The 26,357-nt window shown below is 70.0% G+C and carries 25 protein-coding genes; 9 read left to right on the top strand and 16 right to left on the bottom strand.

Annotated features, from left to right (window positions below):
* Positions 1 to 3: 3 nt before the first annotated feature.
* From ACFWBN_RS27830 to ACFWBN_RS27800, 7 genes are all read right to left on the bottom strand, one after another.
* Positions 4 to 1,260, bottom strand: coding sequence for a cysteine desulfurase (locus ACFWBN_RS27830; protein ID WP_385180434.1), 1,257 nt, complete (start codon positions 1,258 to 1,260; stop codon positions 4 to 6).
* Positions 1,257 to 2,021: a Fe-S cluster assembly ATPase SufC gene (gene sufC, locus ACFWBN_RS27825; protein WP_053785807.1), complete on the bottom strand. Its 765-nt coding sequence runs from the start codon at positions 2,019 to 2,021 to the stop codon at positions 1,257 to 1,259. Before sufC ends, ACFWBN_RS27830 begins: the two co-directional genes overlap by 4 nt.
* A gap of 7 nt (positions 2,022 to 2,028) precedes the next feature.
* Positions 2,029 to 2,346, bottom strand: a complete 318-nt coding sequence (locus ACFWBN_RS27820) for a bifunctional 3-phenylpropionate/cinnamic acid dioxygenase ferredoxin subunit (RefSeq protein ID WP_030027083.1) — start codon at positions 2,344 to 2,346, stop codon at positions 2,029 to 2,031.
* Entirely contained in the window at positions 2,346 to 3,524 is a 1,179-nt protein-coding gene (gene sufD, locus ACFWBN_RS27815) for a Fe-S cluster assembly protein SufD (protein ID WP_385180429.1), read from the bottom strand. Before sufD ends, ACFWBN_RS27820 begins: the two co-directional genes overlap by 1 nt.
* A 60-nt stretch (positions 3,525 to 3,584) precedes the next feature.
* Entirely contained in the window at positions 3,585 to 5,000 is a 1,416-nt protein-coding gene (gene sufB / locus ACFWBN_RS27810; RefSeq protein ID WP_351816417.1) for a Fe-S cluster assembly protein SufB, read from the bottom strand.
* Positions 4,997 to 5,758 carry a helix-turn-helix transcriptional regulator gene (locus tag ACFWBN_RS27805; protein ID WP_385180424.1) on the bottom strand — a complete coding sequence of 254 codons (762 nt, stop codon included), beginning with the start codon at positions 5,756 to 5,758 and terminating at the stop codon, positions 4,997 to 4,999. Before ACFWBN_RS27805 ends, sufB begins: the two co-directional genes overlap by 4 nt.
* Before the next feature lie 101 nt (positions 5,759 to 5,859).
* On the bottom strand, positions 5,860 to 6,651 hold the full coding sequence (locus ACFWBN_RS27800) for a formate/nitrite transporter family protein (protein ID WP_385180421.1): 792 nt from the start codon (positions 6,649 to 6,651) through the stop codon (positions 5,860 to 5,862).
* 121 nt (positions 6,652 to 6,772) lie between these two features.
* Here ACFWBN_RS27800 and ACFWBN_RS27795 point away from each other — a divergent pair, with 121 nt between their 5' ends.
* The 4 genes from ACFWBN_RS27795 to ACFWBN_RS27780 all read left to right on the top strand — a co-directional run bounded on the left by ACFWBN_RS27795 (position 6,773) and on the right by ACFWBN_RS27780 (position 10,767).
* A complete protein-coding gene (locus ACFWBN_RS27795; RefSeq protein WP_385180419.1) occupies positions 6,773 to 7,699 on the top strand; it encodes an ABC transporter ATP-binding protein in 927 nt (308 codons plus the stop codon).
* An 88-nt stretch (positions 7,700 to 7,787) separates the two neighbouring features.
* Positions 7,788 to 8,555 (top strand): ABC transporter permease, encoded by a 768-nt coding sequence (locus ACFWBN_RS27790; protein WP_385180416.1) that lies wholly within the window; start codon positions 7,788 to 7,790, stop codon positions 8,553 to 8,555.
* A gap of 84 nt (positions 8,556 to 8,639) precedes the next feature.
* Positions 8,640 to 9,773, top strand: a complete 1,134-nt coding sequence (locus ACFWBN_RS27785) for a hypothetical protein (RefSeq protein ID WP_385180414.1) — start codon at positions 8,640 to 8,642, stop codon at positions 9,771 to 9,773.
* A 4-nt stretch (positions 9,774 to 9,777) separates the two neighbouring features.
* Positions 9,778 to 10,767, top strand: coding sequence for a heme A synthase (locus ACFWBN_RS27780; protein ID WP_385180411.1), 990 nt, complete (start codon positions 9,778 to 9,780; stop codon positions 10,765 to 10,767).
* 30 nt (positions 10,768 to 10,797) lie between these two features.
* On the opposite strand, the gene ACFWBN_RS27775 is transcribed toward ACFWBN_RS27780, so the two are convergent.
* From ACFWBN_RS27775 to ACFWBN_RS27765, 3 genes are all read right to left on the bottom strand, one after another.
* Positions 10,798 to 11,886 carry an amidohydrolase gene (locus ACFWBN_RS27775; protein ID WP_385180409.1) on the bottom strand — a complete coding sequence of 363 codons (1,089 nt, stop codon included), beginning with the start codon at positions 11,884 to 11,886 and terminating at the stop codon, positions 10,798 to 10,800.
* 115 nt (positions 11,887 to 12,001) lie between these two features.
* Entirely contained in the window at positions 12,002 to 12,361 is a 360-nt protein-coding gene (locus tag ACFWBN_RS27770) for a hypothetical protein (RefSeq protein ID WP_385180406.1), read from the bottom strand.
* A gap of 24 nt (positions 12,362 to 12,385) precedes the next feature.
* Positions 12,386 to 13,327: a heme o synthase gene (locus ACFWBN_RS27765; RefSeq protein WP_385180404.1), complete on the bottom strand. Its 942-nt coding sequence runs from the start codon at positions 13,325 to 13,327 to the stop codon at positions 12,386 to 12,388.
* 298 nt (positions 13,328 to 13,625) lie between these two features.
* Between ACFWBN_RS27765 and tkt the strand changes: the two genes are divergently transcribed.
* The 5 genes from tkt to pgl all read left to right on the top strand — a co-directional run bounded on the left by tkt (position 13,626) and on the right by pgl (position 20,428).
* The gene (gene tkt / locus ACFWBN_RS27760) at positions 13,626 to 15,713 is read left to right on the top strand and encodes a transketolase (protein ID WP_385180402.1); all 2,088 of its coding nucleotides are present in this window, start codon (positions 13,626 to 13,628) and stop codon (positions 15,711 to 15,713) included.
* 34 nt (positions 15,714 to 15,747) lie between these two features.
* A complete protein-coding gene (gene tal, locus ACFWBN_RS27755) occupies positions 15,748 to 16,866 on the top strand; it encodes a transaldolase (protein ID WP_385180400.1) in 1,119 nt (372 codons plus the stop codon).
* A gap of 5 nt (positions 16,867 to 16,871) precedes the next feature.
* A complete protein-coding gene (gene zwf / locus ACFWBN_RS27750) occupies positions 16,872 to 18,398 on the top strand; it encodes a glucose-6-phosphate dehydrogenase (protein ID WP_385180399.1) in 1,527 nt (508 codons plus the stop codon).
* Positions 18,395 to 19,435: a glucose-6-phosphate dehydrogenase assembly protein OpcA gene (gene opcA / locus ACFWBN_RS27745; RefSeq protein WP_385180396.1), complete on the top strand. Its 1,041-nt coding sequence runs from the start codon at positions 18,395 to 18,397 to the stop codon at positions 19,433 to 19,435. The genes zwf and opcA overlap by 4 nt, the downstream gene beginning before the upstream one ends.
* 210 nt (positions 19,436 to 19,645) lie before the next feature.
* Positions 19,646 to 20,428: a 6-phosphogluconolactonase gene (gene pgl, locus ACFWBN_RS27740; RefSeq protein ID WP_385180467.1), complete on the top strand. Its 783-nt coding sequence runs from the start codon at positions 19,646 to 19,648 to the stop codon at positions 20,426 to 20,428.
* A gap of 72 nt (positions 20,429 to 20,500) precedes the next feature.
* On the opposite strand, the gene pgi is transcribed toward pgl, so the two are convergent.
* The 6 genes from pgi to gap all read right to left on the bottom strand — a co-directional run bounded on the left by pgi (position 20,501) and on the right by gap (position 26,330).
* On the bottom strand, positions 20,501 to 22,156 hold the full coding sequence (gene pgi / locus ACFWBN_RS27735; protein WP_385180464.1) for a glucose-6-phosphate isomerase: 1,656 nt from the start codon (positions 22,154 to 22,156) through the stop codon (positions 20,501 to 20,503).
* 140 nt (positions 22,157 to 22,296) lie between these two features.
* Positions 22,297 to 22,632, bottom strand: a complete 336-nt coding sequence (locus tag ACFWBN_RS27730) for an RNA polymerase-binding protein RbpA (RefSeq protein ID WP_007263454.1) — start codon at positions 22,630 to 22,632, stop codon at positions 22,297 to 22,299.
* A gap of 180 nt (positions 22,633 to 22,812) precedes the next feature.
* A complete protein-coding gene (gene secG / locus ACFWBN_RS27725) occupies positions 22,813 to 23,043 on the bottom strand; it encodes a preprotein translocase subunit SecG (RefSeq protein WP_150522109.1) in 231 nt (76 codons plus the stop codon).
* 130 nt (positions 23,044 to 23,173) lie between these two features.
* Positions 23,174 to 23,962, bottom strand: a complete 789-nt coding sequence (tpiA, locus tag ACFWBN_RS27720) for a triose-phosphate isomerase (RefSeq protein ID WP_385180393.1) — start codon at positions 23,960 to 23,962, stop codon at positions 23,174 to 23,176.
* Between the two features lie 6 nt (positions 23,963 to 23,968).
* On the bottom strand, positions 23,969 to 25,180 hold the full coding sequence (locus tag ACFWBN_RS27715; RefSeq protein WP_385180390.1) for a phosphoglycerate kinase: 1,212 nt from the start codon (positions 25,178 to 25,180) through the stop codon (positions 23,969 to 23,971).
* A 142-nt stretch (positions 25,181 to 25,322) separates the two neighbouring features.
* Positions 25,323 to 26,330: a type I glyceraldehyde-3-phosphate dehydrogenase gene (gene gap, locus ACFWBN_RS27710; protein ID WP_030762471.1), complete on the bottom strand. Its 1,008-nt coding sequence runs from the start codon at positions 26,328 to 26,330 to the stop codon at positions 25,323 to 25,325.
* Positions 26,331 to 26,357: the final 27 nt, after the last annotated feature.

Genomic DNA, 26,357 nt, shown 5'->3' with positions numbered 1-26,357 from the left:
CCGTCAGCCGAAGAAGTTCCGTACGTGCTCCAGCCCGTCGATCAGCGCGTCGACCTCGGCCGGAGAGGAGTACAGATAGAAAGACGCTCGCGTCGTCGCGGGAATTCCGTAGCGCAGGCAGACCGGGCGCGCGCAGTGGTGTCCCACGCGGACCGCGATGCCCTGCTCGTCCAGCACCTGGCCGACGTCGTGCGGGTGGATGTCGCCGAGCACGAAGGAGATCGCCGCCCCGCGGTCCTCGGCCGTGGTGGGGCCGATGATCCGCAGGTCGGGCACCTCGGCGAGGCGCTTGATCGCGTACTCGGTGATCGCGTGCTCGTGCGCGGCGATCTTGTCCATGCCGATCGCGGTCAGGTAGTCCACGGCCGCGCCGAGGCCGACGGCCTGGGCGATCGGGGGCGTACCCGCCTCGAACTTGTGGGGCGCCGGGGCGTAGGTCGAGGCGTGCATCGACACGGTCTCGATCATCTCGCCGCCGCCGAGGAACGGAGGCAGGTCCTCCAGGAGCTCCTGGCGGCCCCAGAGGACGCCGATGCCGGTCGGGCCGCACATCTTGTGGCCGGTGAAGGCCACGAAGTCGGCGCCGAGCGCCTGCACGTCCAGCGGCATGTGCGGAGCGGCCTGGGAGGCGTCGATCAGCACCAGCGCGCCGACGTCCTGGGCGCGCCGGACGATCGCCTCGACCGGGTTGACCGTGCCCATGATGTTGGAGACCAGCGTGAAGGAGACGATCTTCGTCTTCTCCGTGATGACCTCTTCGATGTTGGACAGGTCGAGCCGGCCGTCGTCGGTGAGGCCGAACCACTTCAGCTTCGCGCCGGTGCGCTGCGCGAGCAGCTGCCACGGCACGATGTTGGAGTGGTGCTCCATCTCCGTGATGGCGATCTCGGTCTCGCGGTCGACCCGGTAGGGCTCGTCGGCCCAGCCGAGCATGTTCGCGACCAGGTTGAGCGACTCCGAGGCGTTCTTGGTGAAGATCACCTCGTCGCGGCTCGGTGCGTTGATGAAGGCGGCAACCTTGTCGCGAGCGCCCTCGTACAGCGCCGTGGCCTCCTCGGCGAGCACGTGCACGCCGCGGTGGACGTTGGCGTTGTGCTGCTCGTAGTACTCGTTCAGCGCGTCGAGTACCTGGCGCGGCTTCTGCGAAGTCGCCGCGTTGTCCAGGTAAACGATCTTCTTCCCGTCGTGGACCACACGATCCAGCAGGGGGAAGTCCTTGCGGATCGCCTCGGTGTCGAGGAGGCCAGGCAACTGAATCACGCGGTCGCGCCACCCTTCACGTACTTGTCGTAGCCCTCGGCCTCCAGCTGGTCCGCCAGCTCGGCGCCACCGGACTCGGCGATACGACCGTTCGCGAACACGTGCACGAAGTCGGGCTTGATGTAGCGCAGGATGCGCGTGTAGTGGGTGATCAGCAGGGTGCCGACCTCACCGGTCTCGCGGACGCGGTTGACGCCCTCGGAGACGATGCGCAGCGCGTCGACGTCCAGGCCGGAGTCGGTCTCGTCGAGGATCGCGATCTTCGGCTTGAGGAGCTCCAGCTGGAGGATCTCGTGGCGCTTCTTCTCACCGCCGGAGAAGCCCTCGTTGACGTTGCGCTCGGCGAAGGCCGGGTCCATCTGGAGCTGCTCCATCGCGGACTTGACCTCCTTCACCCAGGTACGCAGCTTCGGGGCCTCGCCGCGGATGGCGGTGGCCGAGGTGCGCAGGAAGTTGGAGACCGAGACGCCGGGGACCTCGACCGGGTACTGCATGGCGAGGAAGACGCCGGCGCGGGCGCGCTCGTCGACGGACATCTCCAGGACGTCTTCGCCGTCGAGGGTCACGGTGCCACCGGTGATGGTGTACTTCGGGTGACCGGCCAGCGAGTACGCCAGCGTGGACTTGCCGGAGCCGTTCGGACCCATGATGGCGTGCGTCTCACCCTGCTTGACGGTGAGGTCGACGCCCTTGAGGATCTCGCGGGCGCCGTTCTCGGCCTCGACGGAGACGTGCAGGTCGTGGATTTCAAGCGTTGCCATGGATACCTCAGGACTCCTGGGTGAGGGAGACGAGCACGTCGTCCCCTTCGATCTTTACGGGGTATACGGGTACGGGGCGCGTCGCGGGCAGACCGGAGGGCTTGCCGGTGCGCAGGTCGAAGGCCGACCCGTGCAGCCAGCACTCGATCATGCAGTCTTCGACCTCGCCCTCCGAGAGGGAGACGTTCGCGTGCGAGCAGATGTCGTTGATCGCGAACACCTCCCCGTCGGTGGAGACGATGGACACCGGCGTGCCGTCGAGTTCCACCCGCTTCGGGGTGTTCTCCTCCAGCTCGCTCAGCGCACAGGCCTTGACGTAATTCATCAGACGGAACCCTGGAGCTCGGTCTCGATCTTGGTGAGCAGGCGCTCCTCGATGTCCGGGACACCGATCTGCTGGACGAGCTCGGCGAAGAAGCCGCGCACGACCAGACGGCGGGCCTCGTCGGCCGGGATGCCGCGGGCCTGCAGGTAGAAGAGCTGCTCGTCATCGAAACGGCCGGTCGCGGAGGCGTGGCCGGCGCCGACGATCTCGCCGGTCTCGATCTCCAGGTTCGGCACCGAGTCGACCCGCGCGCCGTCGGTGAGGACGAGGTTGCGGTTCATCTCGTAGGTGTCGGTGCCTTCGGCGGTCTTCTCGATGAGCACGTCACCGATCCAGACCGCGTGGGCGTCCTGGCCCTGGAGCGCGCCCTTGTAGACCACGTTGGACTTGCAGTGCGGGGCGTCGTGCGTGACCAGGAGGCGGTGCTCCTGGTGCTGGCCGGCGTCCGTGAAGTACAGGCCGAAGAGCTCGGCCTCGCCGCCGGGGCCGGCGTAGCTGATGCGCGGGTGGAGGCGTACGACGTCGCCGCCGAAGGTGACCACGATCGACTTGAAGGTCGCGTCGCGGCCGATCAGGGCGTTGTGCTGGGAGCAGTGGACGGCGGTGTCGTCCCAGTCCTGCACGGAGACCACGGTGAGCTTGGCGCCGTCGCCGACGACGAACTCGACGTTGGCGGCGCGCACGCCGTCACCGGTGTGGTCGATGACGATGACGGCCTCGGCGAAGGCCTGCACGTCGAAGACCGTGTGACCGAAGGTGGTGCCGCCCTCGCCGTGCAGCGAGACGCGCACCGGCTCGGTCAGGACCGCTTCCTTGGGCACGGTCACGACCGTGGCCTTGGCGAAGGACGAGAACGCCTGGGCGGCGACCCGGTCCACCGGGGTGCCCGCCTTGCCGATGCGCGCGTCGCCGCGCTCCACCGACTCGACGGTGACGCCCTCGGGCGCGTCGATCTGGGCCTTCATGGTGCCGTTGGCGACCGCGGTGCCGTCGTGGAGACCACGCAGGCGCGCCAGCGGCGTGAAGCGCCACTCCTCCTCGCGGCCGTGGGGCACGGGGAAGTCCGCCACGTCGAAGGACGGGGGGGCACTCATCCGGGTGGCGACGGTGGACTCTGCGGCCACCGCGATCGCGCCGGCGGTGGTCGAACCCGCCGGAATGTTCTGAGCCTCAGCCATGGCTGTCTTCGTGCTCTCTTCCTACGTCAAAGAATGTCTGCGGAACTCGGGCGGCCGGTACTACCCGACCGAGCCCTCCATCTGCAGCTCGATCAGCCGGTTCAGCTCCAGGGCGTACTCCATGGGCAGCTCACGCGCGATGGGCTCGACGAAGCCGCGCACGATCATGGCCATGGCCTCGAACTCCGTCAGACCGCGGCTCATCAGGTAGAAGAGCTGGTCGTCGGAGACCTTGGAGACCGTGGCCTCGTGGCCCATGGAGACGTCGTCCTCTCGGACGTCCACGTAGGGGTACGTGTCCGAGCGGGAGATCGTGTCGACCAGAAGCGCGTCACACAGCACGTTGGACTTCGAGCCGTGGGCGCCCTCGCCGATCTCGACCAGGCCTCGGTACGAGGTGCGGCCGCCGCCCCGGGCCACCGACTTGGAGACGATGTTCGAGGAGGTGTTCGGCGCCATGTGGACCATCTTGGATCCGGCGTCCTGGTGCTGGCCCTCGCCCGCGAAGGCGATGGACAGGGTCTCGCCCTTGGCGTGCTCGCCCATCAGGTAGACGGCCGGGTACTTCATGGTGACCTTGGAACCGATGTTGCCGTCGATCCACTCCATGGTCGCGCCCTCGTACGCCACGGCGCGCTTGGTGACCAGGTTGTAGACGTTGTTCGACCAGTTCTGGATGGTCGTGTAGCGGCAGCGGCCGCCCTTCTTCACGATGATCTCGACCACGGCGCTGTGCAGCGAGTCCGAGGAGTAGATCGGGGCGGTGCAGCCCTCGACGTAGTGGACGTACGCGTCCTCGTCGACGATGATCAGCGTCCGCTCGAACTGGCCCATGTTCTCCGTGTTGATACGGAAGTAGGCCTGGAGCGGGATGTCGACCTTGACGCCCTTGGGGACGTAGATGAACGATCCGCCCGACCACACGGCGGTGTTCAGCGAGGCGAACTTGTTGTCCCCGACCGGGATGACCGTGCCGAAGTACTCCTGGAAGAGCTCCGGGTGCTCCTTGAGCGCGGTGTCCGTGTCGAGGAAGATCACGCCCTGCTCCTCCAGGTCCTCACGGATCTGGTGGTAGACGACCTCGGACTCGTACTGGGCCGCGACACCGGCGACGAGGCGCTGCTTCTCCGCCTCCGGGATGCCGAGCTTGTCGTACGTGTTCTTGATGTCCTCGGGCAGGTCCTCCCAGGAAGCGGCCTGCTTCTCGGTGGAGCGCACGAAGTACTTGATGTTGTCGAAGTCGATGCCCGAGAGGTCGGAGCCCCAGTTCGGCATGGGCTTCTTGCCGAAGAGCTTGAGACCCTTGAGGCGGAGGTTCAGCATCCACTCGGGCTCGGACTTCTTCGCCGAGATGTCGCGGACGACCTCCTCGGACAGACCCCGCTTGGCAGCGGCACCGGCCGCGTCGGAGTCGGCCCAGCCGTATTCGTAGGTGCCCAGGCCATCGAGCTCAGGGTGAGCAGTCTCCGTGGTCATGCGGGGTTCCTCCCGGCCGTACTTGCAGATACTGATGTGTCGGTCTGTGTGGCGCTCGCGCTGCGCGGAATGAACGTCGTGCACACCCCGTCGCCGTGGGCGATGGTGGCGAGTCGCTGCACATGCGTCCCGAGCAGGCGGGAGAAGACCTCGGTCTCCGCCTCGCAGAGCTGCGGGAACTGCTCGGCTACGTGCGCGACCGGGCAGTGGTGCTGACAGAGCTGTTCACCGCTGTGCGGACCGGGAGCGCTCTTCGCCGTAGCAGCGTACCCGTCCACGGTCAACGCCTTGGCCAGGGCCTCCGTACGGTCCGCCGGGGCTGCCGCCTCGACGGCTTCCCGGTAGCTGCGCGCCTGCGCCTCCATCCGCGACCGGGCGAAGGCGGCGACCGCCGCCTCTCCCTGTTCGCCTCCGCCGACGGACTGCGCGATCCAGCGCAGGGCGTCCGCGGCGAGCGTGTCGTAGGACTGGTCGAAGGCGTCGCGGCCGCAGTCGGTCAGCGCGAAGACCTTGGCGGGCCGACCCCGGGTGCGCGCACCGTACACACGCTGCTCACGGGGTTCGACCACGTCGTCGGCGACGAGCGTGTCGAGGTGGCGGCGGACGGCGGCCTGGGTGAGGCCGAGGCGCTGTGCGAGGTCGGCGACGGTGGACGGGCCGTGGTCCAGGATCGAGCGCGCCACTCGGTTGCGGGTTGACCGCTCCCCGGTGGCGAGCTCCCCCTGGGGGGCCTCGTTCTGCCGTTCGCCGTATTTCACAACGCCATTGTTGCGTAATTAGTCGAGCCCCGACAAGCCGTGACGGACGCCACCCCTGGTGGCCTCCATCACTAAGGGTTACCTAATTTATCGACGCAGAGTTATTCGGAGGGGAACGCTCCGCGCTCGCGCCGGGCACCTCCGGTGAACCAGTAAACGGCTCCCACCAGCAATCCTCCGCCCAGGATGTTTCCCGGCACGGTAAACATCAGGTTCCGGAAAAGATCACTGAAACCGACTGACCCGTCCAGGACCGCCAGGCTGAAAAGAGCCATATTCGCGACGCAGTGTTCGAATCCCACGGCCACGAACACCGCCACCGGCAGCCACAGCACGAAAATCTTGGCGGCGTCCCCGCGGGCCCTGGTGAACATCCAGATGCCCAGGCAGACGAGCATGTTGCACAGGACCGCGCGCCAGAAGAGCCGGCCGCCGCCCAGCGCCGTCTTCCCGTGCACCATCTCGGCGAGCATGGCCCGCGCGGACGGCGAGGAGGTCACCCCCGAGGCGTGCACCATCGCGCCGAAGGCGAGGGCCCCGGCCAGGTTGCCGCCCAGCGACAGGGCCCACGAGGAGACGAGGTCGCGCACCCCGGTCCGGCCGGACAGCGCGCCGACCAGCATCACCATCACGTTGCTGGTGAAGAGCTGGGCGCCGGCGAACATCACGATGGTCAGGGCGATCGGGAAGACGGCGCCCTCCAGCAGCTTGACCGCCGCCGAGCCCTGGGCGACGAACGGCGAGATCGCGACCAGCAGCAGCACCTCGCCGATGCCGATGTACGCGCCCGCGAGCATCGCGGAGACGAAATAGCGCGACGGGTGCCCGAGGTCCCGGGCCTTGTGCTCGGCCTGCCCCGAGGTGGCTTCGACGTTCTGAGCGATGCTGTTCACCATTCGACGCTAGGTCCGCGCCCGCCCCCGGCCCGTACGAAAAGGTCATGAATGCGCGGGCCCGTCACCCCCCGACCCCGGGACCTTGGGCCCCCTTCCGGGCTCCGTAGACTCAACCCCCATGAGCAACGACCCCGCCGTGGAGATCCGCGGACTGGTGAAGCGGTACGGCGCCAAGACGGCGGTGGACGGCCTGGACCTCACCGTCCGAAGGGCCTCCGTCACCGCGGTCCTCGGTCCCAACGGCGCGGGCAAGACGACCACTGTGGAAACCTGCGAGGGCTACCACCGCCCCGACGCCGGCACCGTCCGCGTCCTCGGCCTCGACCCCGTCGCCCAGGCCGGGGCGCTGCGCCCGCGCGTCGGCGTGATGCTCCAGTCCGGCGGCGTCTACTCCGGAGCCCGCGCCGTCGAAATGCTGCGCCACATGGCCAAGCTGTACGCCGACCCGCTCGACGTCGACACCCTGGTGGAACGCCTCGGCCTCGGCGGCTGCGGCCGCACCGCCTACCGCAGGCTCTCCGGCGGCCAGCAGCAGCGCCTCGCCCTGGCCATGGCCGTGGTCGGCCGCCCCGAGCTGGTCTTCCTCGACGAGCCCACCGCCGGCCTGGACCCGCAGGCCCGCCGCGCGACCTGGGACCTCGTACGGGAACTGCGCGCCGACGGGGTCACCGTCGTCCTCACCACCCACCACATGGACGAGGCCGAGCAGCTCGCGGACGAGGTCGCCATCGTGGACGCGGGCAAGGTCATCGCCCACGGCAGCCCCGAGCAGCTGTGCCGGGGCGGCGCCGAGAACACCCTGCGGTTCACCGGCCGCCCCTCCCTCGACCTCGCCTCGCTCCTGAAGGCGCTCCCCGACGGCACCCAGGCCGCGGAGCTCACCGCGGGCGTCTACCGGGTGACCGGCGACGTGCACCCGCAGCTGCTGGCCACCGTCGCCTCCTGGTGCGCGCAGCACGGCGTGATGCCGGACAGCCTCTCGGTGGAGCGGCACACCCTCGAAGACGTTTTTCTGGAGCTCACGGGCAAGGAGCTGCGTTCATGACGCCGATCGCCACAGACCCTCGCCGGGGGTCCGGGGGTTGTCCCCCGGGAAGACACAGCCTGGAACCGACCGGTAAGGAGCTGCGCGCATGAGCGCCGGTACGTTCACCCCCAGCCCGGGGGCGGCCCCCGTCTCCCGCATGATCCTCGCGCAGACGGCCCTGGAGACCCGGATGCTGCTGCGCAACGGGGAGCAGCTGCTGCTGACCGTGATCATCCCGGCGCTGCTGCTGGTCCTGTTCTCCGCCGTGGACGTGGTCGATACCGGAGCGGAGAAGTCCGTCGACTTCCTGGCCCCCGGCATCCTCGCGCTCGCCGTGATGTCCACCGCCTTCACCGGCCAGGCCATCGCCACCGGCTTCGACCGCCGCTACGGGGTCCTCAAGCGGCTCGGGGCCTCCCCCCTGCCGCGCTGGGCGCTGATGGCCGCCAAGACCCTGTCCGTGCTGGTCACCGAGGTGCTCCAGGTCGCCCTGCTGACGGTGATCGCCTTCGCGCTGGGCTGGTCCCCGCACGGGAACCCGCTGTCGGTGGCCGCGCTGCTCCTGCTCGGCACCGCCGCGTTCTCCGGGCTGGGGCTGCTGATGGCCGGCACGCTCAAGGCCGAGATGACCCTGGCCGCCGCCAACCTGGTGTTCCTGCTGCTGCTGGTCGGCGGCGGGGTGATCGTGCCGCTGGAGAAGTTCCCGGGCGCGGTGCAGTCCGTACTCGGGCTGCTGCCGATCTCGGCCCTGTCCGACGGACTGCGCGAGGTGCTCCAGCACGGGGCCGCGCTGCCGTGGGGCGACGCGGCCGTGCTGGCGGGCTGGGCCGTACTGGGTCTGGGGGCCGCGGCGCGGCTGTTCCGCTGGGAGTGAATCCCTTCCGCTGGGGTCGGCTCTCCCGCGACTATGTACGCCTGAACCCATGAGGTGCGCGGACCACGACGCCGGGGGGCGGGCATGGCGCAGCGAGAGGCCGTTCTGCGGCTGGACGGGCAATGGGCACGGGTGCGCGCGGGGGCCGCGCACGCGGAGCCGCAGGAGCGCGAGCGGCTGCTCGACGAGCTGATCGGCGCCCTGCGCGCCCACCCTGACGACGCGCAGTGCACGGCCCTGCTGGGCCTGCGCCTCGCCGACCGCGCCGCCCTGCGCTTCGCCGAGGGGGACCGCGCGAGCGCCCTCGCCACCATCGAGGAGGGGCTGCGCAGCTCCGAGCGCGCGGCCGCCTACTCCCCCGAGTTCGCCCGCTGGTACGCCCGCGGGCTGATCAACCACGGGGTGTGGCTGTCCTGGCCGCTGAGCGACGAGGACCGGCTGCCGAGGCATCCGCTGGGCCCGGCGGCCACGGAGGGGCCGAGCGCCATGGAGCGGGCGGCCGGCGAGCGCGCCCGGGACCTGACCCGGACGGCGGTCGGGGTGTGGGCGGGACTGGACCAGCACGATCCGGTCAACCGCAGGGGCCTGGCCCAGGCCAAGGTGTTCCTCGGGGACCGCCTCGCGGAGCTGGGTTTCGCCGAGGACGCGGTGGCCTGGGCCGTGGACGCGGAGTCGGACTTCCGTCAGCTGCTGCTCGCGAACCCCGCCGCCGAGGCGGCCCAGGAGGCCGAGGAGGCCCTCGACCACATCGGCCGCCAGCTGGAACTGCGCCTGCGCTTCCTGTCCTTCGACTCCGTGGTCAGCCTGCGCACCCGGGGGCTGCTGCCCGAACGGCTGCTGCCCCAGGCCGTGGTGGCCGCCCGCATCCAGGGAGTGGCGGAGCCCGAGATCGCGACCCGGCTGCACCTGGGCGCCGAGCAGGTGCGCACGATGCTGGAGGTGACCCCCTGGCTCGCGGTGTGGCGCGTCGAGGTGCGCGGTCCTGACGGACTGTGGAACGTACAGGAACATCCCTGGCACAGCGCCACAGAAGTGAGGAACAGGACGGCCCATGACGTAGGGGCCGAATTGGTACGCGGGTTCGCGGGCTCGGGCCAGTACCCGGGCGACGGCGGCCACTGGCGGATCCATCTGTGGTGGCACGCGGAGGGCGACCCGGCGGGCGCGAGGTTCCGGCTGGTCGCCGGCCCCGACGCACCCGTGGGCACCCCCTCGTGAAACTTTGCACAAGGCGGCGCCTACGATAGGGGCCGTGTTGAACCCATTCGCATACATCGCCGACCGTTGGACGCCGTCACCCCGGACCGTCCGGCGGGCAGCGGCCGCCGCGCTCCTGATGAGCGTGGCCATCATCGTCACCGGCGGCGCGGTGCGGCTGACCGGATCCGGTCTGGGCTGCGACACCTGGCCCAAGTGCACCGACGACAGCCTCGTCGTGACACAGGCCCAGGGCTTCCACGGCGCCATCGAGTTCGGCAACCGGATGCTGACCTACGTGCTCTCCGCGGCCGTCGGCTGGTTCATCCTCGCCTCGCGCTCGGCCAAGCCGTGGCGGCACTCGCTGACGAAGCTCGGCTGGATCCAGTTCGCCCTCGTGATGGGCAACGCGGTCCTCGGCGGCATCACCGTCCTGACCGGCCTCAACCCGTACAGCGTCGCCGGGCACTTCCTGCTCGCCACCGGCCTGATCGCGGTCACCACCGTCTCCTGGCAGCGCACCCGTGAGGGCGACGGCGACCCCCGGCCGCGCGTCCCCGGCCCGGTGCGCAAGCTGTCGTGGGCACTGATCGCCACCACCCTCGTACTGATCGCGGCGGGCACGGTCGTGACCGGCTCCGGGCCGCACGCCGGTGACAAGAGCGAGATCAAGCGGATGCCGTTCGACTGGGCGGCCACCGCCCACGTGCACGCCATCGCCGCCTGGCTGGTCTGCGCGCTCGCCGTCGCGATGTGGCTGGTGCTGCGCGTGGTGGACGCCCCCGTCGACACCCGGGCCCGCGCCCGCGACCTGCTGGTCGTGCTGCTCGCGCAGGGCGCCATCGGCTACGTACAGTTCTTCACCGAACTGCCCGAGCTCCTCGTCGCCGCCCACATGCTCGGCTCCTGCCTGGTGTGGATCGCGGTGCTCCGCGTCGCGCTGAGCCTGCGCGAGCGGCCGGCCGAGCAGGCGGAGATCCCGGCCCAGGGCGACGCCCAGCTCTCCACGGTCTGAGCCCGGAGGGGGGTGTCCGCCGGACACCCCCTACCCCCGCTCGTCCAGCCGGTAGACGCGGCGGGCATTGCCCGCCGCGACCATGGCGGCCACCCGGTCCGCGTCCCGCCAGGTCCAGGACCCGTCGGCGACCCAGCCGCCCAGCACCCGGCCCAGCGCCTCCCGGAACACCAGGGCGCCCACCGCGTGCAGTTCGGGCAGCCGCCGGCCGCCGCTGGAGAACAGCAGCTTCCCGAACGGCGCCAGCTCCAGCGACTCGGCCAGGACCGCCGCGGCCCGCGCGCCGGTCGCGCCCAGGGCCGTACCGGCATCGGCGTACACGTGCGGGAAGGCCGCGGCCAGCTGCGCCGCGTGCCGGTGGTACGGGTACCCGCCGAGCAGGACCAGCCGCGCACCCAGGCCCGCGGTGGCTTGCACGAACCCGGTCAGCCCGGCCGGATCCCCCTCGCCGGTGTGCAGCTGGATCGGCAGCCCGGACGCCACCGCGCCCCACACCAGGTGCCGCAGGAGTACGGGGTCCTCCACGGCCCCGCCCCGGGTCCGCCGGGCCAGCCACCGCCCGGCCGCCCCGCCCACCTCGCCCGGATCGGGCGGCTCGGGCGCGTGTGCGGCGGCGCGTCCCGCGGCCGCGCCGCAGGTGAAGGCCGCGGCCCCGGTGGCGGCGTGGTGCACGGCCTCGGCGAGGTTGGCGAGGAAGGCGGGCACCGTTCCGGAGGTGTCGGCGGCCTGCTCGGCCAGCAATTCCAGCCGGACCGTCTCGAAGGCCTCCGCGTCCCCGGCCAGTGCCAGTTCCTTGGGCCCGGCGAAGTCCCCGGGCACGCCCGTGTCGACGAGGTAGGCGCCGACCCCGGAGCCCCGCAGCAGCAGCCGCGCGGACTCGGCCGTGCCCAGCTCGCGCCGCCGGGCCAGATAGCGGGCGGGGGCGGCGTGCGGCTCCAGCCCGAGCAGCGGCGGGCACCAGCGGCGCACGGCGAAGCCGGTCTGGGTGTCGAAGAAGGTGGTGCCCGGGGCGGGCGGGCCCGCCGAGCGGATCAGCTGGGCCTCAAAGGTGCCCAGGCCCAGCTCCGTACGGAGGAATCCGTGGCAGTACTGGTCCACCAGGGGCGGCGTTTCGATCATCCGGGCATCCCGTTGCGGACGTGAGGAAGGGGCTTCCACACGTCCTAACGGGTGAGCGGGGTGTGAGGTGTTGCTCGCGCTGTTGACCGAGCGGCCGCCTCGGGGAGCCGGCGGCTCAGGCCGCCGGGTTCGCGGGGCCGCCCAGCTGGATGCCGGCCATCCGCGTCCACTCGTACGGGCCGGTCCGCACGCGCGCGGCGAACTCCCCGTCGAACTCCTCGTGGAGGGTCAGGCCGGCCTTCTCGGCGGCCCGCTGCGCCACGGCGAAGGTCGGGGCCACCAGGTCGCCCCAGCCGCCGTCCGTGCCGACGAGCACGATGCGGGTGCCGGCCTGGCCGATGTGGGCGAGCTGGCCCTCGGCGCCGCCGTGCTGCCTGGCGAACGCGCCGATCTGCTTGGCCAGCTTGGCCGCCGTACGGTCCTGCTTCTTGTCCGCGGCGCCTGCGACGTCTGCGGTGTCTGCGGTGTCTCCCATGGAGGGCATGCTACCGGTGAGTAATCAGCGGAGGAAGGGATCCACGGCCACCGCCACGAAGAGCAGCGACACATAGGTGATCGACCAGTGGAACAGGCGCATCTCCTTGAGCTTCGCGCCCGTCACGCCCGCCTTGGCCCGCGCGTGCAGCGCGTGCGCCTCCCACAGCCACCAGCCGCCCGCGACCAGCGCGACCGCCGTGTAGAACCAGCCGGTGTACCCCAGCGGGGTCAGCAGCAGCGAGACAGCCACCATCACCCAGCTGTAGAGGACGATCTGACGGGCCACGACCTTGTTGCCGGCCACGACCGGCAGCATCGGCACGCCGACGCGCGCGTAGTCGTCCTTCACCTTCATCGACAGCGGCCAGTAGTGCGGCGGCGTCCAGAAGAAGATGACGAGGAAGAGGATGACCGCGGCCCAGGAGACCTCGTCCTTGACCGCCGACCAGCCGATGAGCACCGGCATGCAGCCCGCGATCCCGCCCCAGACGATGTTCTGGGCGGTGCGCCGCTTCAACAGCATCGTGTAGACGACGACGTAGAAGAGGAGGGCGCCGAGCGCGAGGGCGGCCGACAGCCAGTTGATCAGGAACCCGAAGAAGAGGGTGGAGACCACTCCGAGGGAGATGCCGAAGACCAGGCACTCACGCGGGCTGACCATGCCGGTCACCAGCGGGCGCTGCGAGGTCCGGTCCATCAGCGCGTCGATGTCGCGGTCGATGTACATGTTCAGCGCGTTGGCGCCACCGGCCGACAGATATCCGCCGAAACAGGTGGCGAGAACGAGCCAGAGCGAGGGCACGCCTTGCTCGGCGAGGAACATCACCGGCACTGTGGTGATCAGCAGAAGTTCGATGATCCGAGGCTTGGTCAAAGCCACGAAAGCCATGGCCCGGGCCCCGAACGGCCGGTGACCGGGGCTCGTCCCGAGCACCCCCGCTGGACGGGATTCGACGGCCGTCACGCACACCCCTGACAGAGAATCCAGCAAGCTCCGACTCAGGCCACACAAGGAATGACGGCCCGGTAAAGGCTTGCACGTACCACGCCACTCTAGACGTTGCACTTACGTCGCCCCGCGCGGGGGTCGCTTCGTGTTGGGCCGATCGGACCGGGCGCTCAGGTGAACAGCGGCTGCCGACGCAGTGACGGACTGTGGGCACTCGAATAGCTGCACGCCGTGGCGGGGGTAGGCTCGGAATCGCGCCGGTGCGACCGTTCGTCACCGGGAACAGACATGTGGAGAGGAGCCCTGACCCACGGTGAGCACCAAGCCGACCACCACAGAGCTCGAGTGGACCGAACTGGACCAGCGGGCCGTCGACACCGCCCGCATCCTGGCCGCTGACGCGGTCCAGAAGGTCGGAAACGGCCACCCCGGTACGGCGATGAGCCTGGCCCCCGCCGCGTACACCCTCTTCCAGAAGGTGATGCGGCACGACCCGGCGGACCATGAGTGGGTCGGCCGCGACCGCTTCGTGCTCTCCGCGGGGCACTCGTCCCTCACCCTTTACACCCAGCTCTACCTCGGTGGCTTCGGCCTGGAGCTGGACGACCTCAAGGCGTTCCGCACCTGGGGCTCCAAGACCCCCGGCCACCCGGAGTACGGCCACACGGCCGCCGTCGAGACCACCACCGGCCCGCTGGGCCAGGGCGTCGCCAACGCGGTGGGCATGGCCATGGCCGCCCGCTACGAGCGCGGCCTGTTCGACCCGGAGGCCGCCCAGGGCGCCTCCCCGTTCGACCACATGGTCTACGCGATCGCGGGCGACGGCTGCCTCCAGGAGGGCATCTCCCACGAGGCGTCCGCGCTGGCCGGCCACCAGAAGCTCGGCAACCTGGTGCTGCTGTGGGACGACAACCACATCTCCATCGAGGGTGACACGGAGACGGCCGTCTCCGAGGACACCCTCAAGCGGTACGAGGCGTACGGCTGGCACGTGCAGCGCGTCGCGCAGCAGGAGAACGGCGACCTCGACCCGAAGGCGCTGTTCGCCGCCCTCCAGGCCGCCAAGGCCGAGACCGAGCGCCCCTCGTTCATCGCGATGCGCTCGATCATCGCCTGGCCGGCCCCGCACGCCCAGGGCACCGAGGCCTCGCACGGCTCCGCGCTCGGCGACGACGAGGTCGCGGCCACCAAGCGCGTCCTCGGCTTCGACCCGGAGCAGACCTTCGAGGTCACCGACGAGGTCATCGCCCACACCCGCGCCCTCGGGGACCGCGGCCGCGAGGCCAAGGCCGCGTGGGAGAAGGAGTTCTCCGCCTGGCGCACCGCCAACCCGGAGCGCGCCGCCGAGTTCGACCGCATCAACGCCAACGAGCTGCCCGCCGGCTGGGAGGACAAGCTCCCCGCCTTCGAGGCCGGCAAGGGCGTCGCCACCCGCGCCGCCTCCGGCAAGGTGCTCCAGGCGCTCGGCGCGGTCATCCCGGAGCTGTGGGGCGGCTCGGCCGACCTGGCCGGCTCCAACAACACGACCATCGACAAGGACTCCTCGTTCCTGCCGGTGGGCAACCCGCTGCCGGAGGCCGACCCGTACGGCCGCACCATCCACTTCGGCATCCGCGAGCACACCATGGCCGCGGCCATGAACGGCATCGCGCTGCACGGCCACACCCGCATCTACGGCGGCACCTTCCTGGTGTTCTCCGACTACATGCGCAACGCCGTCCGCCTCTCCGCGCTGATGCACCTGCCGGTGACGTACGTGTGGACGCACGACTCCATCGGCCTCGGCGAGGACGGCCCGACCCACCAGCCGGTCGAGCACCTGGCCTCGCTGCGCGCCATCCCGGGCCTCAACGTCGTCCGCCCGGCCGACGCCAACGAGACCGCCATCGCCTGGCGCGAGATCCTGCGCCGCCACACCAAGGTGTTCGGCAAGGGCGCCCCGCACGGTCTGGCGCTCACCCGCCAGGGCGTGCCGACCTACGAGCTCAACGAGGACGCCGCCAAGGGCGGGTACGTGCTCTTCGAGGCCGAAGGCGGCGACGCCCGGGTCGTCCTCATCGGCACCGGCTCCGAGGTCCAGCTCGCCGTCGCCGCGCGCGAGGCGCTGCAGGCCGAGGGCGTCCCGACCCGCGTGGTCTCGATGCCGTCGGTCGAGTGGTTCGAGGAGCAGACCCAGGAATACAAGGACAGCGTGCTGCCGCCCTCCGTCACGGCGCGAGTCGCGGTCGAGGCGGGCATCGGCCTGACCTGGCACCGTTACGTCGGCGACGCGGGCCGCATCGTCTCGCTGGAGCACTTCGGCGCCTCCGCCGACGCGAAGGTGCTGTTCCGCGAGTTCGGCTTCACCGCCGAGGCCGTGACGGCCGCCGCCAAGGACTCCCTCTCCGCCGCCGCCCGCTGACGCCGGTACAAGACCAGTAGGAGATGCAATTCCCATGACAGACGCACTCAAGCGCCTCTCCGACGAGGGCGTGGCGATCTGGCTGGACGACCTGTCCCGCAAGCGCATCACGTCGGGCAACCTGGCGGAGCTCATCGACCAGTCGCACGTGGTCGGTGTCACCACCAACCCGGCGATCTTCCAGAAGGCGATCAGCGGCGGCGAGGGCTACGAGCAGCAGCTCACCGACCTCGCGACCCGCAAGGTCACCGTGGAAGAGGCCCTGCGCATGATCACCACGGCGGACGTCCGCGACGCCGCCGACATCCTGCGCCCGGTCTACGACCGCACCGACGGCCAGGACGGCCGCGTGTCCATCGAGGTCGACCCCCGTCTGGCCCACAACACCCCGGCGACCATCGCCGAGGCCAAGCAGCTGGCCTGGCTGGTGGACCGCCCGAACACGCTCATCAAGATCCCGGCGACCAAGGCCGGCCTGCCGGCGATCACCGAGGTCATCGGCAAGGGCATCAGCGTCAACGTCACGCTGATCTTCTCGCTGGAGCGCTACCGCGAGGTCATGGACGCGTACCTGGCGGGTCTGGAGAAGGCCAAGGCCGCCGGCCTGGACCTCTCCCTGATCCACTCGGTCGCCTCCTTCTTCGTGTCCCGCGTGGACAGCGAGATCGACAAGCGCCTGGACGCCGTCGGCACCGACGAGGCGAAGGCCCTCAAGGGCAAGGCGGCGCTCGCCAACGCCCGTCTGGCCTACGAGGCGTACGAAGAGGTCTTCGCCTCGGACCGCTGGACCGCCCTGGAGCGGGTCGGCGCCAACAAGCAGCGTGCGCTGTGGGCCTCGACCGGCGTCAAGGACCCGGCGTACAAGGACACCCTGTACGTGGACGACCTGGTCGCCCCGAACACGGTGAACACCATGCCGGAGGCCACCCTGGAGGCCACCGCCGACCACGGGCAGATCACCGGTGACACGGTGCGCGGCACCTACGAGCAGGCCCGCGCCGAGCTCGACGCGGTCGCGAAGCTGGGCATCTCGTACGACGATGTGGTGCAGCTGCTGGAAGACGAGGGCGTCGAGAAGTTCGAGGCGTCCTGGAACGACCTGCTGAAGTCGACCGAGGCGGAGCTTGAGCGCCTCGCCCCCACGGAGGCCTGAACACCTTGTCTGTAAACGGAGCGAACCCGCTTCGTGACGCACAGGACCGGCGGCTCCCGCGCATCGCGGGGCCGTCCGGCCTGGTCATTTTCGGCGTTACGGGTGACCTGTCGCGCAAGAAGCTGATGCCCGCCATCTACGACCTGGCGAACCGGGGGCTGCTGCCGCCGGGCTTCTCGCTGATCGGCTTCGCCCGCCGGGAGTGGGAGCACGAGGACTTCGCCCAGGAGGTGTACGAGGCCGTCAAGCAGCACTCGCGCACCCCCTTCCGGGAGGAGGTCTGGCAGCAGCTGGTGCAGGGCTGCCGCTTCGTGCAGGGCGATTTCGACGACGACGCGGCGTTCGAGACCCTGAAGGCGACGATCGACGAGCTCGACAAGGCTCAGGGCACGGGCGGCAACTTCGCCTTCTACCTGTCGGTGCCGCCGAAGTTCTTCCCCAAGGTGGTCCAGCAGCTCAAGAACCACGGGCTGGCGCAGAAGGAGGGCTCCTGGCGGCGTGCCGTCATCGAGAAGCCCTTCGGGCACGACCTGAAGAGCGCCGAGGAGCTCAACAAGGTCGTCCACGAGGTCTTCCCGCGGGACGAGGTCTTCCGGATCGACCACTACCTCGGCAAGGAGACCGTCCAGAACATCCTGGCGCTCCGCTTCGCCAACACCATGTTCGAGCCGATCTGGAACCGGTCGTACGTCGACCACGTGCAGATCACCATGGCCGAGGACATCGGCATCGGCGGCCGGGCCGGGTACTACGACGGCATCGGCGCGGCCCGTGACGTCATCCAGAACCACCTGCTGCAGCTGCTCGCGCTGACGGCGATGGAGGAGCCTGGCTCCTTCCACCCCAAGGCGCTGGTGGCGGAGAAGCTCAAGGTCCTCACGGCCGTCGAGCTCCCCGAGGACCTGGGCAAGCACACGGTGCGCGGCCAGTACTCGGCGGCGTGGCAGGGCGGCGAGAAGGTCGTCGGGTACCTCGAAGAGGACGGCATCGACCCCAAGTCGAAGACCGACACCTACGCGGCCATCCGCCTGGAGATCAACAACCGCCGCTGGGCGGGCGTCCCCTTCTACCTGCGGACGGGCAAGCGCCTGGGCCGCCGGGTGACGGAGATCGCGGTGGTCTTCAAGCGGGCCCCGTACCTGCCCTTCGAGTCGGGCGCGACCGAGGAGCTGGGGCAGAACGCCCTGGTCATCCGGGTCCAGCCGGACGAGGGCGTGACGGTCCGCTTCGGCTCCAAGGTCCCGGGCACCTCCATGGAGGTCCGGGACGTCACGATGGACTTCGCCTACGGCGAGTCCTTCACGGAGTCGAGCCCCGAGGCCTACGAGCGGCTCATCCTCGACGTCCTCCTCGGCGACGCGAACCTCTTCCCGCGTCACCAGGAAGTCGAGCTCTCCTGGAACATCCTCGACCCGATCGAGGAGTACTGGGACAAGCACGGCAAGCCCGCGCAGTACCCGGCGGGCACCTGGGGGCCGGTCGAGGCGGACGAGATGCTCGCACGAGACGGACGGAGCTGGCGCCGGCCATGAAGATCGACCTTACGGAGACCAACTCCAGCAAGATCAATGCCGCGTTGGTGCAGGCACGCCGGGACATCGGCACGCCGGCCATCGGCATGGTCCTCACGCTGGTGATCGTGACCGACGAGGAGAACGCGTACGACGCGCTCAAGTCGGCGAACGACGCGTCCCACGAACACCCCTCGCGGATCGTCGTCGTCATCAAGCGGGTCAGCCGCTCGCCGCGCAGCCGCCGCGACGCCCGTCTCGACGCGGAAGTCCGCGTCGGGGCGGACTCCGGCACCGGCGAAACGGTTGTGCTCCGCCTTCACGGCGAACTGGTCGACCACGCCCAGTCGGTGGTTCTCCCGTTGCTCCTGCCGGACGCCCCCGTGGTCGTCTGGTGGCCGGACGGCGCCCCGTCGGACCTGGCGGGCGACCCGCTGGGTGCGCTGGGGCAGCGCCGGATCACGGACACGTACTCCTGCGAGGACCCGATCGGGGCACTCGCCAAGCGGGCGGCTGCCTACGCCCCCGGGGACACGGACCTGTCGTGGACCCGGATCACCCCGTGGCGCTCCATGCTGGCGGCCGCGCTGGACCAGCAGCGGGTGTCGGTGGTCTCGGCGCTCGTCGAGGGCGAGGACGAGAACCCGAGCTGCGAACTGCTGGCCATGTGGCTGGCGGACCGGCTCGGCGTCCCCGTCCAGCGCACCCTGTCCTCGGGCCCGGGCCTGACCGCCGTACGCCTGGAGACCAAGGACGGCGCGATCGTCCTGGACCGGGCGGACGGGGCGCTGGCCACGCTGTGCATGCCGGGGCAGCCCGACCGTGCGGTGGCTCTGAAGCGGCGCGACACGGCCGAGCTCCTGGCGGAGGAGCTCCGCCGCCTGGACCCGGACAACACGTACGAGTCCTCGCTGAGGTTCGGCGTCACCCGTCTGGCGTCCTCCGCCGACCCGGCCCCGGCCAAGCCGGCCCCGAAGCCGGCTCCGGCCAAGGCCGAGGCCGAGGCGACCGAGGCCGCCGCTGCACCGAAGCCGCCGAAGAAGGCCGCGGCCAAGTAACACCACCGCTGCGCGGGGCCTCCCCCACCCCGCACCTCAAACGCCGGCGAGGCTGATTTCAGCCCCGCCGGCGTTTGAGGCGACGGGCGCGAAGCGCACGTACGGGGTCCGGGGCGAAGCCCCGGGAAACGGAGAAAGGGCGGGGCGGGGACCAGCTCCGCGCAGCGGTACCCGCACCCCGAACTACCGACAAGGCGGCAGCACATGGGTATGACGACTCCCCAGGTCGTCGTCCACCGGGACAAGGAGCTGATGGCCCAGGCCGCGGCAGCCCGGCTCATCACGAAGATCGTGGACGCACAGACGGCCCGCGGCACCGCATCCGTGGTCCTCACCGGCGGACGCAACGGCAACGGCCTCCTCGCCGCGCTCGCCGCCGCCCCGGCCCGGGACGCCATCGACTGGGCCCGGCTGGACCTCTGGTGGGGCGACGAGCGGTACGTCCCCGCCGACGACCCCGACCGCAACCACACCCAGGCCCGTGCGGCCCTCCTGGACGCCGTGCCCGTGGACCCCGCCCGGGTCCACGTCATGCCGGCCTCGGACGGCCCGTACGGGCCCGACGTGGACGCGGCGGCGGCCTCGTACGCCGCCGAGCTCGCGCGTGCGGCGGGCCCGGAGGACCACGGCCCGGTCCCCCGCTTCGACGTGCTGATGCTGGGCGTCGGCCCCGACACCCACGTGGCCTCGCTCTTCCCCGAGCACCCGGCGGCGCACGAGACCGAGCGCACGGTGGTCGGCGTGCACGGCGCCCCGAAGCCCCCGCCCACCCGGATCTCGCTGACCCTCCCGGCCATCCGGGCGGCCCGCGAGGTCTGGCTGCTGGCGGCGGGCGAGGACAAGGCCGGCGCGGTGGCCATCGCCCTCGGCGGCGCCGGCGGGGTCCAGGCCCCGGCCGCGGAGGCGTACGGCCGCTCCCGCACCCTGTGGCTCCTGGACCGCACCGCGGCGGCCAAACTCCCCGCGGGGATGTACCCGCCCGCCTCGGCATAGTCGTACGGACACGGCAGAGCGCCCCGCACCTTCGAGGTGCGGGGCGCTCTGCCGTCAGTGCCCGAAGACTCCTCAGCCGCGGCCGCGCAGCTTCCGGTACGTCGCCACCAGCGCCTTCGTGGAGGCGTCCAGGCCCGGTACGTCCGCGCCCTCCGTCAGCGCCGGCTCCACCCGCTTCGCGAGGACCTTGCCGAGCTCCACGCCCCACTGGTCGAAGGAGTCGATGTTCCACACCGCGCCCTGGACGAACACCTTGTGCTCGTACAGCGCGATCAGCTGACCCAGCACCGCCGGGGTGAGCTCGGTCGCCAGGATGGTGGTCGTCGGGTGGTTCCCCTGGAAGGTCTTGTGCGGGACCAGGGACTCCGGGGCGCCCTCCGCCCGCACCTCCTGCGCCGTCTTGCCGAAGGCCAGCGCCTGCGTCTGCGCGAAGAAGTTCGCCATCAGCAGGTCGTGCTGGGCCGCCAGGGCGGTCCCCAGCTCCGCCACCGGGTGCGCGAAGCCGATGAAGTCGGCGGGAATCACCTTCGTGCCCTGGTGGATCAGCTGGTAGTAGGCGTGCTGCCCGTTGGTGCCGGGCGTGCCCCACACCACCGGACCGGTCTGCCACTCCACCGGATCGCCGTCGCGGTCCACGGACTTGCCGTTGGACTCCATCTCCAGCTGCTGCAAGTACGCCGTGAAGCGGGAGAGGTAGTGGCTGTACGGGAGCACCGCGTGCGACTGGGCGTCGAAGAAGGCGCCGTACCAGATGCCCAACAGGCCCAGCAGCAGCGGAGCGTTCTCCTCCGGCGGCGCCGTGCGGAAGTGCCGGTCCATGGCGTGGAAGCCGCCGAGCAGCTCCCGGAAGGCGTCCGGGCCGATCGCGATCATCAGGGAGAGCCCGATGGCCGAGTCGAAGGAGTAGCGTCCGCCGACCCAGTCCCAGAACTCGAACATGTTGGCCGGATCGATGCCGAATCCGGTGACCTTCTCGGCGTTGGTGGACAGCGCCACGAAGTGCCGCGCCACCGCCGCCCGGTCACCGCCCAGACCGGCCAGCAGCCACTCCCGCGCCGATTCGGCGTTGGTGATGGTCTCGATGGTGGTGAAGGTCTTGGAGGCGATGATGAACAGCGTCTCGGCCGGGTCCAGGTCCCGCACGGCCTCGTACAGGTCCGCGCCGTCCACGTTGGACACGAAACGCACCGTCAGCGCGCGGTCGGTGAAGGCCCGCAGGGCCTCGTACGCCATCGCCGGACCGAGGTCGGAGCCGCCGATGCCGATGTTGACGACGTTCCTGATGCGCCGTCCGGTGAAGCCGGTCCACGCCCCCGACCTGACCTGGTCGGAGAAGGCCGCCATCTTGTCGAGGACGGCGTGCACGCCGGGGACCACGTTCTCGCCGTCCACCTCGACGACGGCGTCCGCCGGTGCGCGCAGGGCGGTGTGCAGGACCGCCCGGTCCTCGGTGGTGTTGATCTTCTCGCCGCGGAACATCGCCTCGCGCAGCTCGGCCACGCCCGTCGCCGCCGCCAGTTCGCGCAGCAGCGCCAGCGTCTCGTCGGTCACGAGGTGCTTCGAGTAGTCGATGTGCAGGTCCCCGACCCGCAGTGTGTAGTCGGTCCCGCGGCCCGGATTCTCCTCGAACAGCTCCCGCAGATGCGTCTGCCCGAATTCCTCCCGGTGCTTGCCGAGTGCCAGCCACTCCGCGGTCCGGTTGAGCTTCGTACGGCTTTCTGCGTTCATCTCGGACATCAACCCGTTTCTTCCGTCCTGTCGTGCCCCGCCGATCTCCAACTTAAGGGATCCGAAGGGACACAACCCACACAAAGAGGCCCGGTCGCACAGGAGAAGACTCCTGTGCGACCGGGCCTCGAGTCACAACTTCAGATCTCGCCGCGGAGCTTGGCGAGGGCCTCGGCGAGGATCGCCTCGCCGTCGGCGTCCGTACGCCGCTCCCGTACGTACGCCAGGTGCGTCTTGTACGGCTCCGTACGCGGCGGCGCCGGCGGGTTGTCCCGGTCCTGGCCGGCCGGGAACCCGCAGCGCGGGCAGTCCCAGGTGTCCGGCACCTGCGCGTCGCTGGCGAAGCTCGGCTGCGTCTCGTGCCCGTTCGAGCACCAGAAGGAGATGCGCAGGCGGGGCGCGGACTCGCCGCGCTCGGCCTCACCCATCGGCCCCGCTCCGACCCGGCTACCACGGATCGCGTTGCCACTTGCCACGGTCGTAACTCCCTGCGTGATGGTGCCGCGGAGCGTGAGTGGAATTTCCGCCGCGGGCGCCCAAGTCTACGTAAGGCCCAACGCACGTCCAGTGACCGGAGTTACCAATTCCAGTCCTGTACGGCGGACCTCATGATAGGCCGGGCGTTGCCCACCGGACTGCCGGAATGGCCAGAACGGTCAGCTGCTCGACTTCATCAGGAGGCCGAGCGCCATGATGCAGGCGAACCACAGCAGACCGACCACGACGGTGATGCGGTCCAGGTTGCGCTCGGCGACGGAGGAACCGCCGACCGACGACTGCATGCCGCCGCCGAACATGTCGGAAAGGCCGCCGCCCTTGCCCTTGTGCATCAGCACGAGCAGCATCAGCAGGGCGCTGAAGACGATCAGGGCGATCGAGAACCCCATAATCACGGCTGATTCCTACTTTCTGGCTTTTCTGGCATTCCGGCTGTGTGCTGGATGTGCGCGAGGGCCAGTGGCTGGTGTTCAGCCTCTGGCCCCCGCAAGGGTACGACGGATCCGCCCTACCGCATACTCACTGGTCGCGGAAGCGGACGATCTTGACGAACTCGTCCGCGTCCAGGGCCGCGCCGCCGATCAGGGCGCCGTCGACATCGGGCTGGGCCATGATCGCCGCGATGTTGCCGGACTTCACCGAGCCGCCGTACTGGATGCGGACCTTGTCGGCCAGCTCCTGCGAGTACAGCTCCGCGAGGCGGCCGCGGATCGCCCCGCAGACCTCCTGGGCGTCCTCGGGGGTGGCGACCTCGCCGGTCCCGATGGCCCAGACGGGCTCGTACGCGATCACGATGGACTCGACCTGCTCGGCCGGGATGTCCTTGAGGCCGCCGTCGAGCTGGGCCAGCGTGTACTGGACCTGCTCGCCGGCCTTGCGGATGTCCAGGCCCTCGCCGACGCACAGGATCGGGGTGATCCCGTGCTTGAAGGCGGCCTTGACCTTGGCGTTGCAGATCTCGTCGTTCTCGCCGTGGTACTGGCGGCGCTCGCTGTGGCCGACGGCCACGAACGCGCACTTCAGCTTCGACAGCATCGGGCCGGAGATCTCGCCGGTGTAGGCACCGGAGTCGTGCGCCGAGATGTCCTGGGCGCCGTACTTGATCTTCAGCTTGTCGCCGTCGACCAGGGTCTGGACCGAGCGGAGGTCGACGAAGGGCGGCAGCACCGCGACCTCGACGGCGTCATAGTCCTTGTCGGCGAGCGCGAAGGCGAGCTTCTGGACGTGGGCGATGGCCTCGAGGTGGTTGAGGTTCATCTTCCAGTTGCCCGCCATCAGCGGGGTGCGGCCGTTTTCGACAGCGGTCATTACGGGTCAGCCCTCCAGGGCGGCGAGACCGGGGAGCGTCTTGCCCTCGAGGTATTCGAGGGAAGCGCCGCCACCGGTGGAAATGTGGCCGAAAGCATTCTCGTCGAAGCCGAGCGTGCGCACGGCCGCGGCCGAGTCGCCGCCACCGACGACGGTGAAGGCGCTGCTGTCGACGAGGGCCTGCGCGATGGCGGTGGTGCCACCGGCGTAGTCGGGGTGCTCGAAGACACCCACGGGACCGTTCCAGAAGACGGTCTCGGCATCGGTGATCTTCGACGCGTACAGCTCGCGCGTCTTGGGGCCGATGTCCAGGCCTTCCTTCTCCTTCGGGATCCCGTCGACGTCGACCGTCTCGAAGTCGGCCGGGGTCTTGCCCTTGAGGTCGGGGAAGTCCTTGGAGACCAGCACGTCGACCGGGAGCACCAGCTCGACGCCGGTGTCCTTCGCGCGCTGCATGTACTCCTTGACCTTCGGGATCTGGTCCTCCTGGAGGAGGGAGATGCCGACCTCGTGGCCGAGGGCCTTGAGGAAGGTGTAGGCCATGCCGCCGCCGATGAGGATGCGGTCGGCCTTGCCGAGGAGCTGGTCGATGACGGCGAGCTTGTCGGAGACCTTGGCGCCGCCGAGGACCACGACGTACGGGCGCTTGACCTCGTCCGTCAGCTTCTTCAGGACGCCGACCTCGGTGGCGATGAGGTAGCCGGCCGCGTGCGGGAGGCGCGCGGGGAGGTCGAAGACCGAGGCGTGCTTGCGGTGGACGGCGCCGAAGCCGTCGCCGACGTAGAAGTCGGCGAGCTCGGCGAGCCGGTCCGCGAAGGCGCCGCGCTCGGCGTCGTCCTTGGCGGTCTCACCGGCGTTGAAGCGCAGGTTCTCGATGACGGCGACCTGGCCGTCGGCGAGGGCGGCGACGGTCGCCTTGGCGGAGTCGCCGACGGTGTCGGTGGCGAACGCGACGTCCGCGCCGAGCAGCTCGCCGAGGCGCTCGGCGGCCGGGGCGAGCGAGAAGGCCGGATCCGGGGCGCCCTTGGGGCGGCCCAGGTGCGAGGCCACGATGACGCGGGCGCCGGCTTCGGCGAGCTTCGCGATCGTGGGCTGGACGGCGCGGATGCGGCCGTCGTCGGTGATGGTGCCCTCGGCGAGCGGAACGTTGAGGTCCGCGCGGACGAAGACCCGCTTGCCCTTGACGCCTTCGGCGAGCAGTTCGTCGATCGTCTTCATGCTGTTTCTACTCCTTTGGGCCCTTCGCTCGAAGGGCGAGGAAGGGAGAACGAGGCAAGCAACAGGGCCCGTGCGGCGCATCGTCGCGCTGCCCGGACCCTGTGCTCACATCGTGGTGCCTTGCCTTGGAACCGGGGCGACCTTAGAGCTGGCCACCGACGAAGACCGTAAGGTCCACGAGACGGTTGGAGTAGCCCCACTCGTTGTCGTACCAGCCGACGACCTTGACCTGCGTACCGTCCTGAACCATGGTCAGGGAGGAGTCGAACGTGCAGGACGCGGGCCAGTTCACGATGTCGGAAGAGACGATCGCGTCCTCGGTGTAGTCGAGGATGCCCTTCAGCTGGCCCTCGGAGGCCTTCTGGAAGGCCGCGTTGATCTCTTCCACGGTGGTCTCGCGGGAGAGCTCCAGAACCAGGTCGGTGACCGAGCCGGTCGGGACCGGGACGCGCATGGCGATGCCGTCCAGCTTGCCCTTCAGCTGCGGGAGGACCAGCGCGGTGGCCTTGGCGGCACCGGTGGAGGTCGGGATGATGTTCTCGGCGGCGGCGCGGGCGCGACGCAGGTCCGAGTGCGGGAAGTCCAGGATGCGCTGGTCGTTCGTGTAGGCGTGGACCGTCGTCATCATGCCCTTGACGATGCCGAAGTTCTCGTCGAGGACCTTGGCCATCGGCGCCACGCAGTTGGTGGTGCAGGAGGCGTTGGAGATGACGTGGTGGTTGGCCGCGTCGTACTTGTCCTGGTTGACGCCCATCACGATCGTGATGTCCTCGTCCTTGGCCGGAGCCGAGATGAGGACCTTCTTCGCACCGGCCGCGATGTGCTTGGCGGCGTCGGCCTTCTTCGTGAAGATGCCGGTCGACTCGATGACGATGTCGGCACCCAGCTCGCCCCAGGGCAGGTTCGCGGGGTCGCGCTCGGCAAAGGTCTTGAAGGTGTTGCCGCCGACGGTGATGGTGTCGTCGGTGTGGGAGACCTCGGCCTTGAGGCGACCCAGGATGGTGTCGTACTTGAGCAGGTGCACCAGGGTGGCGTTGTCAGTCAGGTCGTTGACACCGACGATCTCGATGTCCGCTCCCTGCTCAAGGAGCGCCCGGAAGTAGTTGCGGCCAATTCGGCCAAAACCGTTGATGCCTACGCGGATCGTCACGAACCGATCTCCTCGTTGGTGCGCCGG

It is taken from the genome of Streptomyces sp. NPDC059989 (assembly GCF_042736975.1).
GTDB lineage: Bacteria > Actinomycetota > Actinomycetes > Streptomycetales > Streptomycetaceae > Streptomyces.
This window is presented reverse-complemented; position numbering and strand designations above follow the sequence as displayed.

What these genes read in the sequence shown, in the direction of transcription:
- sufC (WP_053785807.1), bottom strand. Translation starts at nt 2,021, where the DNA reads ATGGCAACGCTTGAAATCCACGACCTGCACGTCTCCGTCGAGGCCGAG.
- ACFWBN_RS27820 (WP_030027083.1), bottom strand. Translation starts at nt 2,346, where the DNA reads ATGAATTACGTCAAGGCCTGTGCGCTGAGCGAGCTGGAGGAGAACACC.
- sufD (WP_385180429.1), bottom strand. Translation starts at nt 3,524, where the DNA reads ATGGCTGAGGCTCAGAACATTCCGGCGGGTTCGACCACCGCCGGCGCG.
- sufB (WP_351816417.1), bottom strand. Translation starts at nt 5,000, where the DNA reads ATGACCACGGAGACTGCTCACCCTGAGCTCGATGGCCTGGGCACCTAC.
- ACFWBN_RS27795 (WP_385180419.1), top strand. Translation starts at nt 6,773, where the DNA reads ATGAGCAACGACCCCGCCGTGGAGATCCGCGGACTGGTGAAGCGGTAC.
- ACFWBN_RS27790 (WP_385180416.1), top strand. Translation starts at nt 7,788, where the DNA reads ATGAGCGCCGGTACGTTCACCCCCAGCCCGGGGGCGGCCCCCGTCTCC.
- ACFWBN_RS27785 (WP_385180414.1), top strand. Translation starts at nt 8,640, where the DNA reads ATGGCGCAGCGAGAGGCCGTTCTGCGGCTGGACGGGCAATGGGCACGG.
- ACFWBN_RS27775 (WP_385180409.1), bottom strand. Translation starts at nt 11,886, where the DNA reads ATGATCGAAACGCCGCCCCTGGTGGACCAGTACTGCCACGGATTCCTC.
- ACFWBN_RS27770 (WP_385180406.1), bottom strand. Translation starts at nt 12,361, where the DNA reads ATGGGAGACACCGCAGACACCGCAGACGTCGCAGGCGCCGCGGACAAG.
- tal (WP_385180400.1), top strand. Translation starts at nt 15,748, where the DNA reads ATGACAGACGCACTCAAGCGCCTCTCCGACGAGGGCGTGGCGATCTGG.
- opcA (WP_385180396.1), top strand. Translation starts at nt 18,395, where the DNA reads ATGAAGATCGACCTTACGGAGACCAACTCCAGCAAGATCAATGCCGCG.
- pgl (WP_385180467.1), top strand. Translation starts at nt 19,646, where the DNA reads ATGACGACTCCCCAGGTCGTCGTCCACCGGGACAAGGAGCTGATGGCC.
- pgi (WP_385180464.1), bottom strand. Translation starts at nt 22,156, where the DNA reads ATGAACGCAGAAAGCCGTACGAAGCTCAACCGGACCGCGGAGTGGCTG.
- secG (WP_150522109.1), bottom strand. Translation starts at nt 23,043, where the DNA reads ATGGGGTTCTCGATCGCCCTGATCGTCTTCAGCGCCCTGCTGATGCTG.
- tpiA (WP_385180393.1), bottom strand. Translation starts at nt 23,962, where the DNA reads ATGACCGCTGTCGAAAACGGCCGCACCCCGCTGATGGCGGGCAACTGG.
- ACFWBN_RS27715 (WP_385180390.1), bottom strand. Translation starts at nt 25,180, where the DNA reads ATGAAGACGATCGACGAACTGCTCGCCGAAGGCGTCAAGGGCAAGCGG.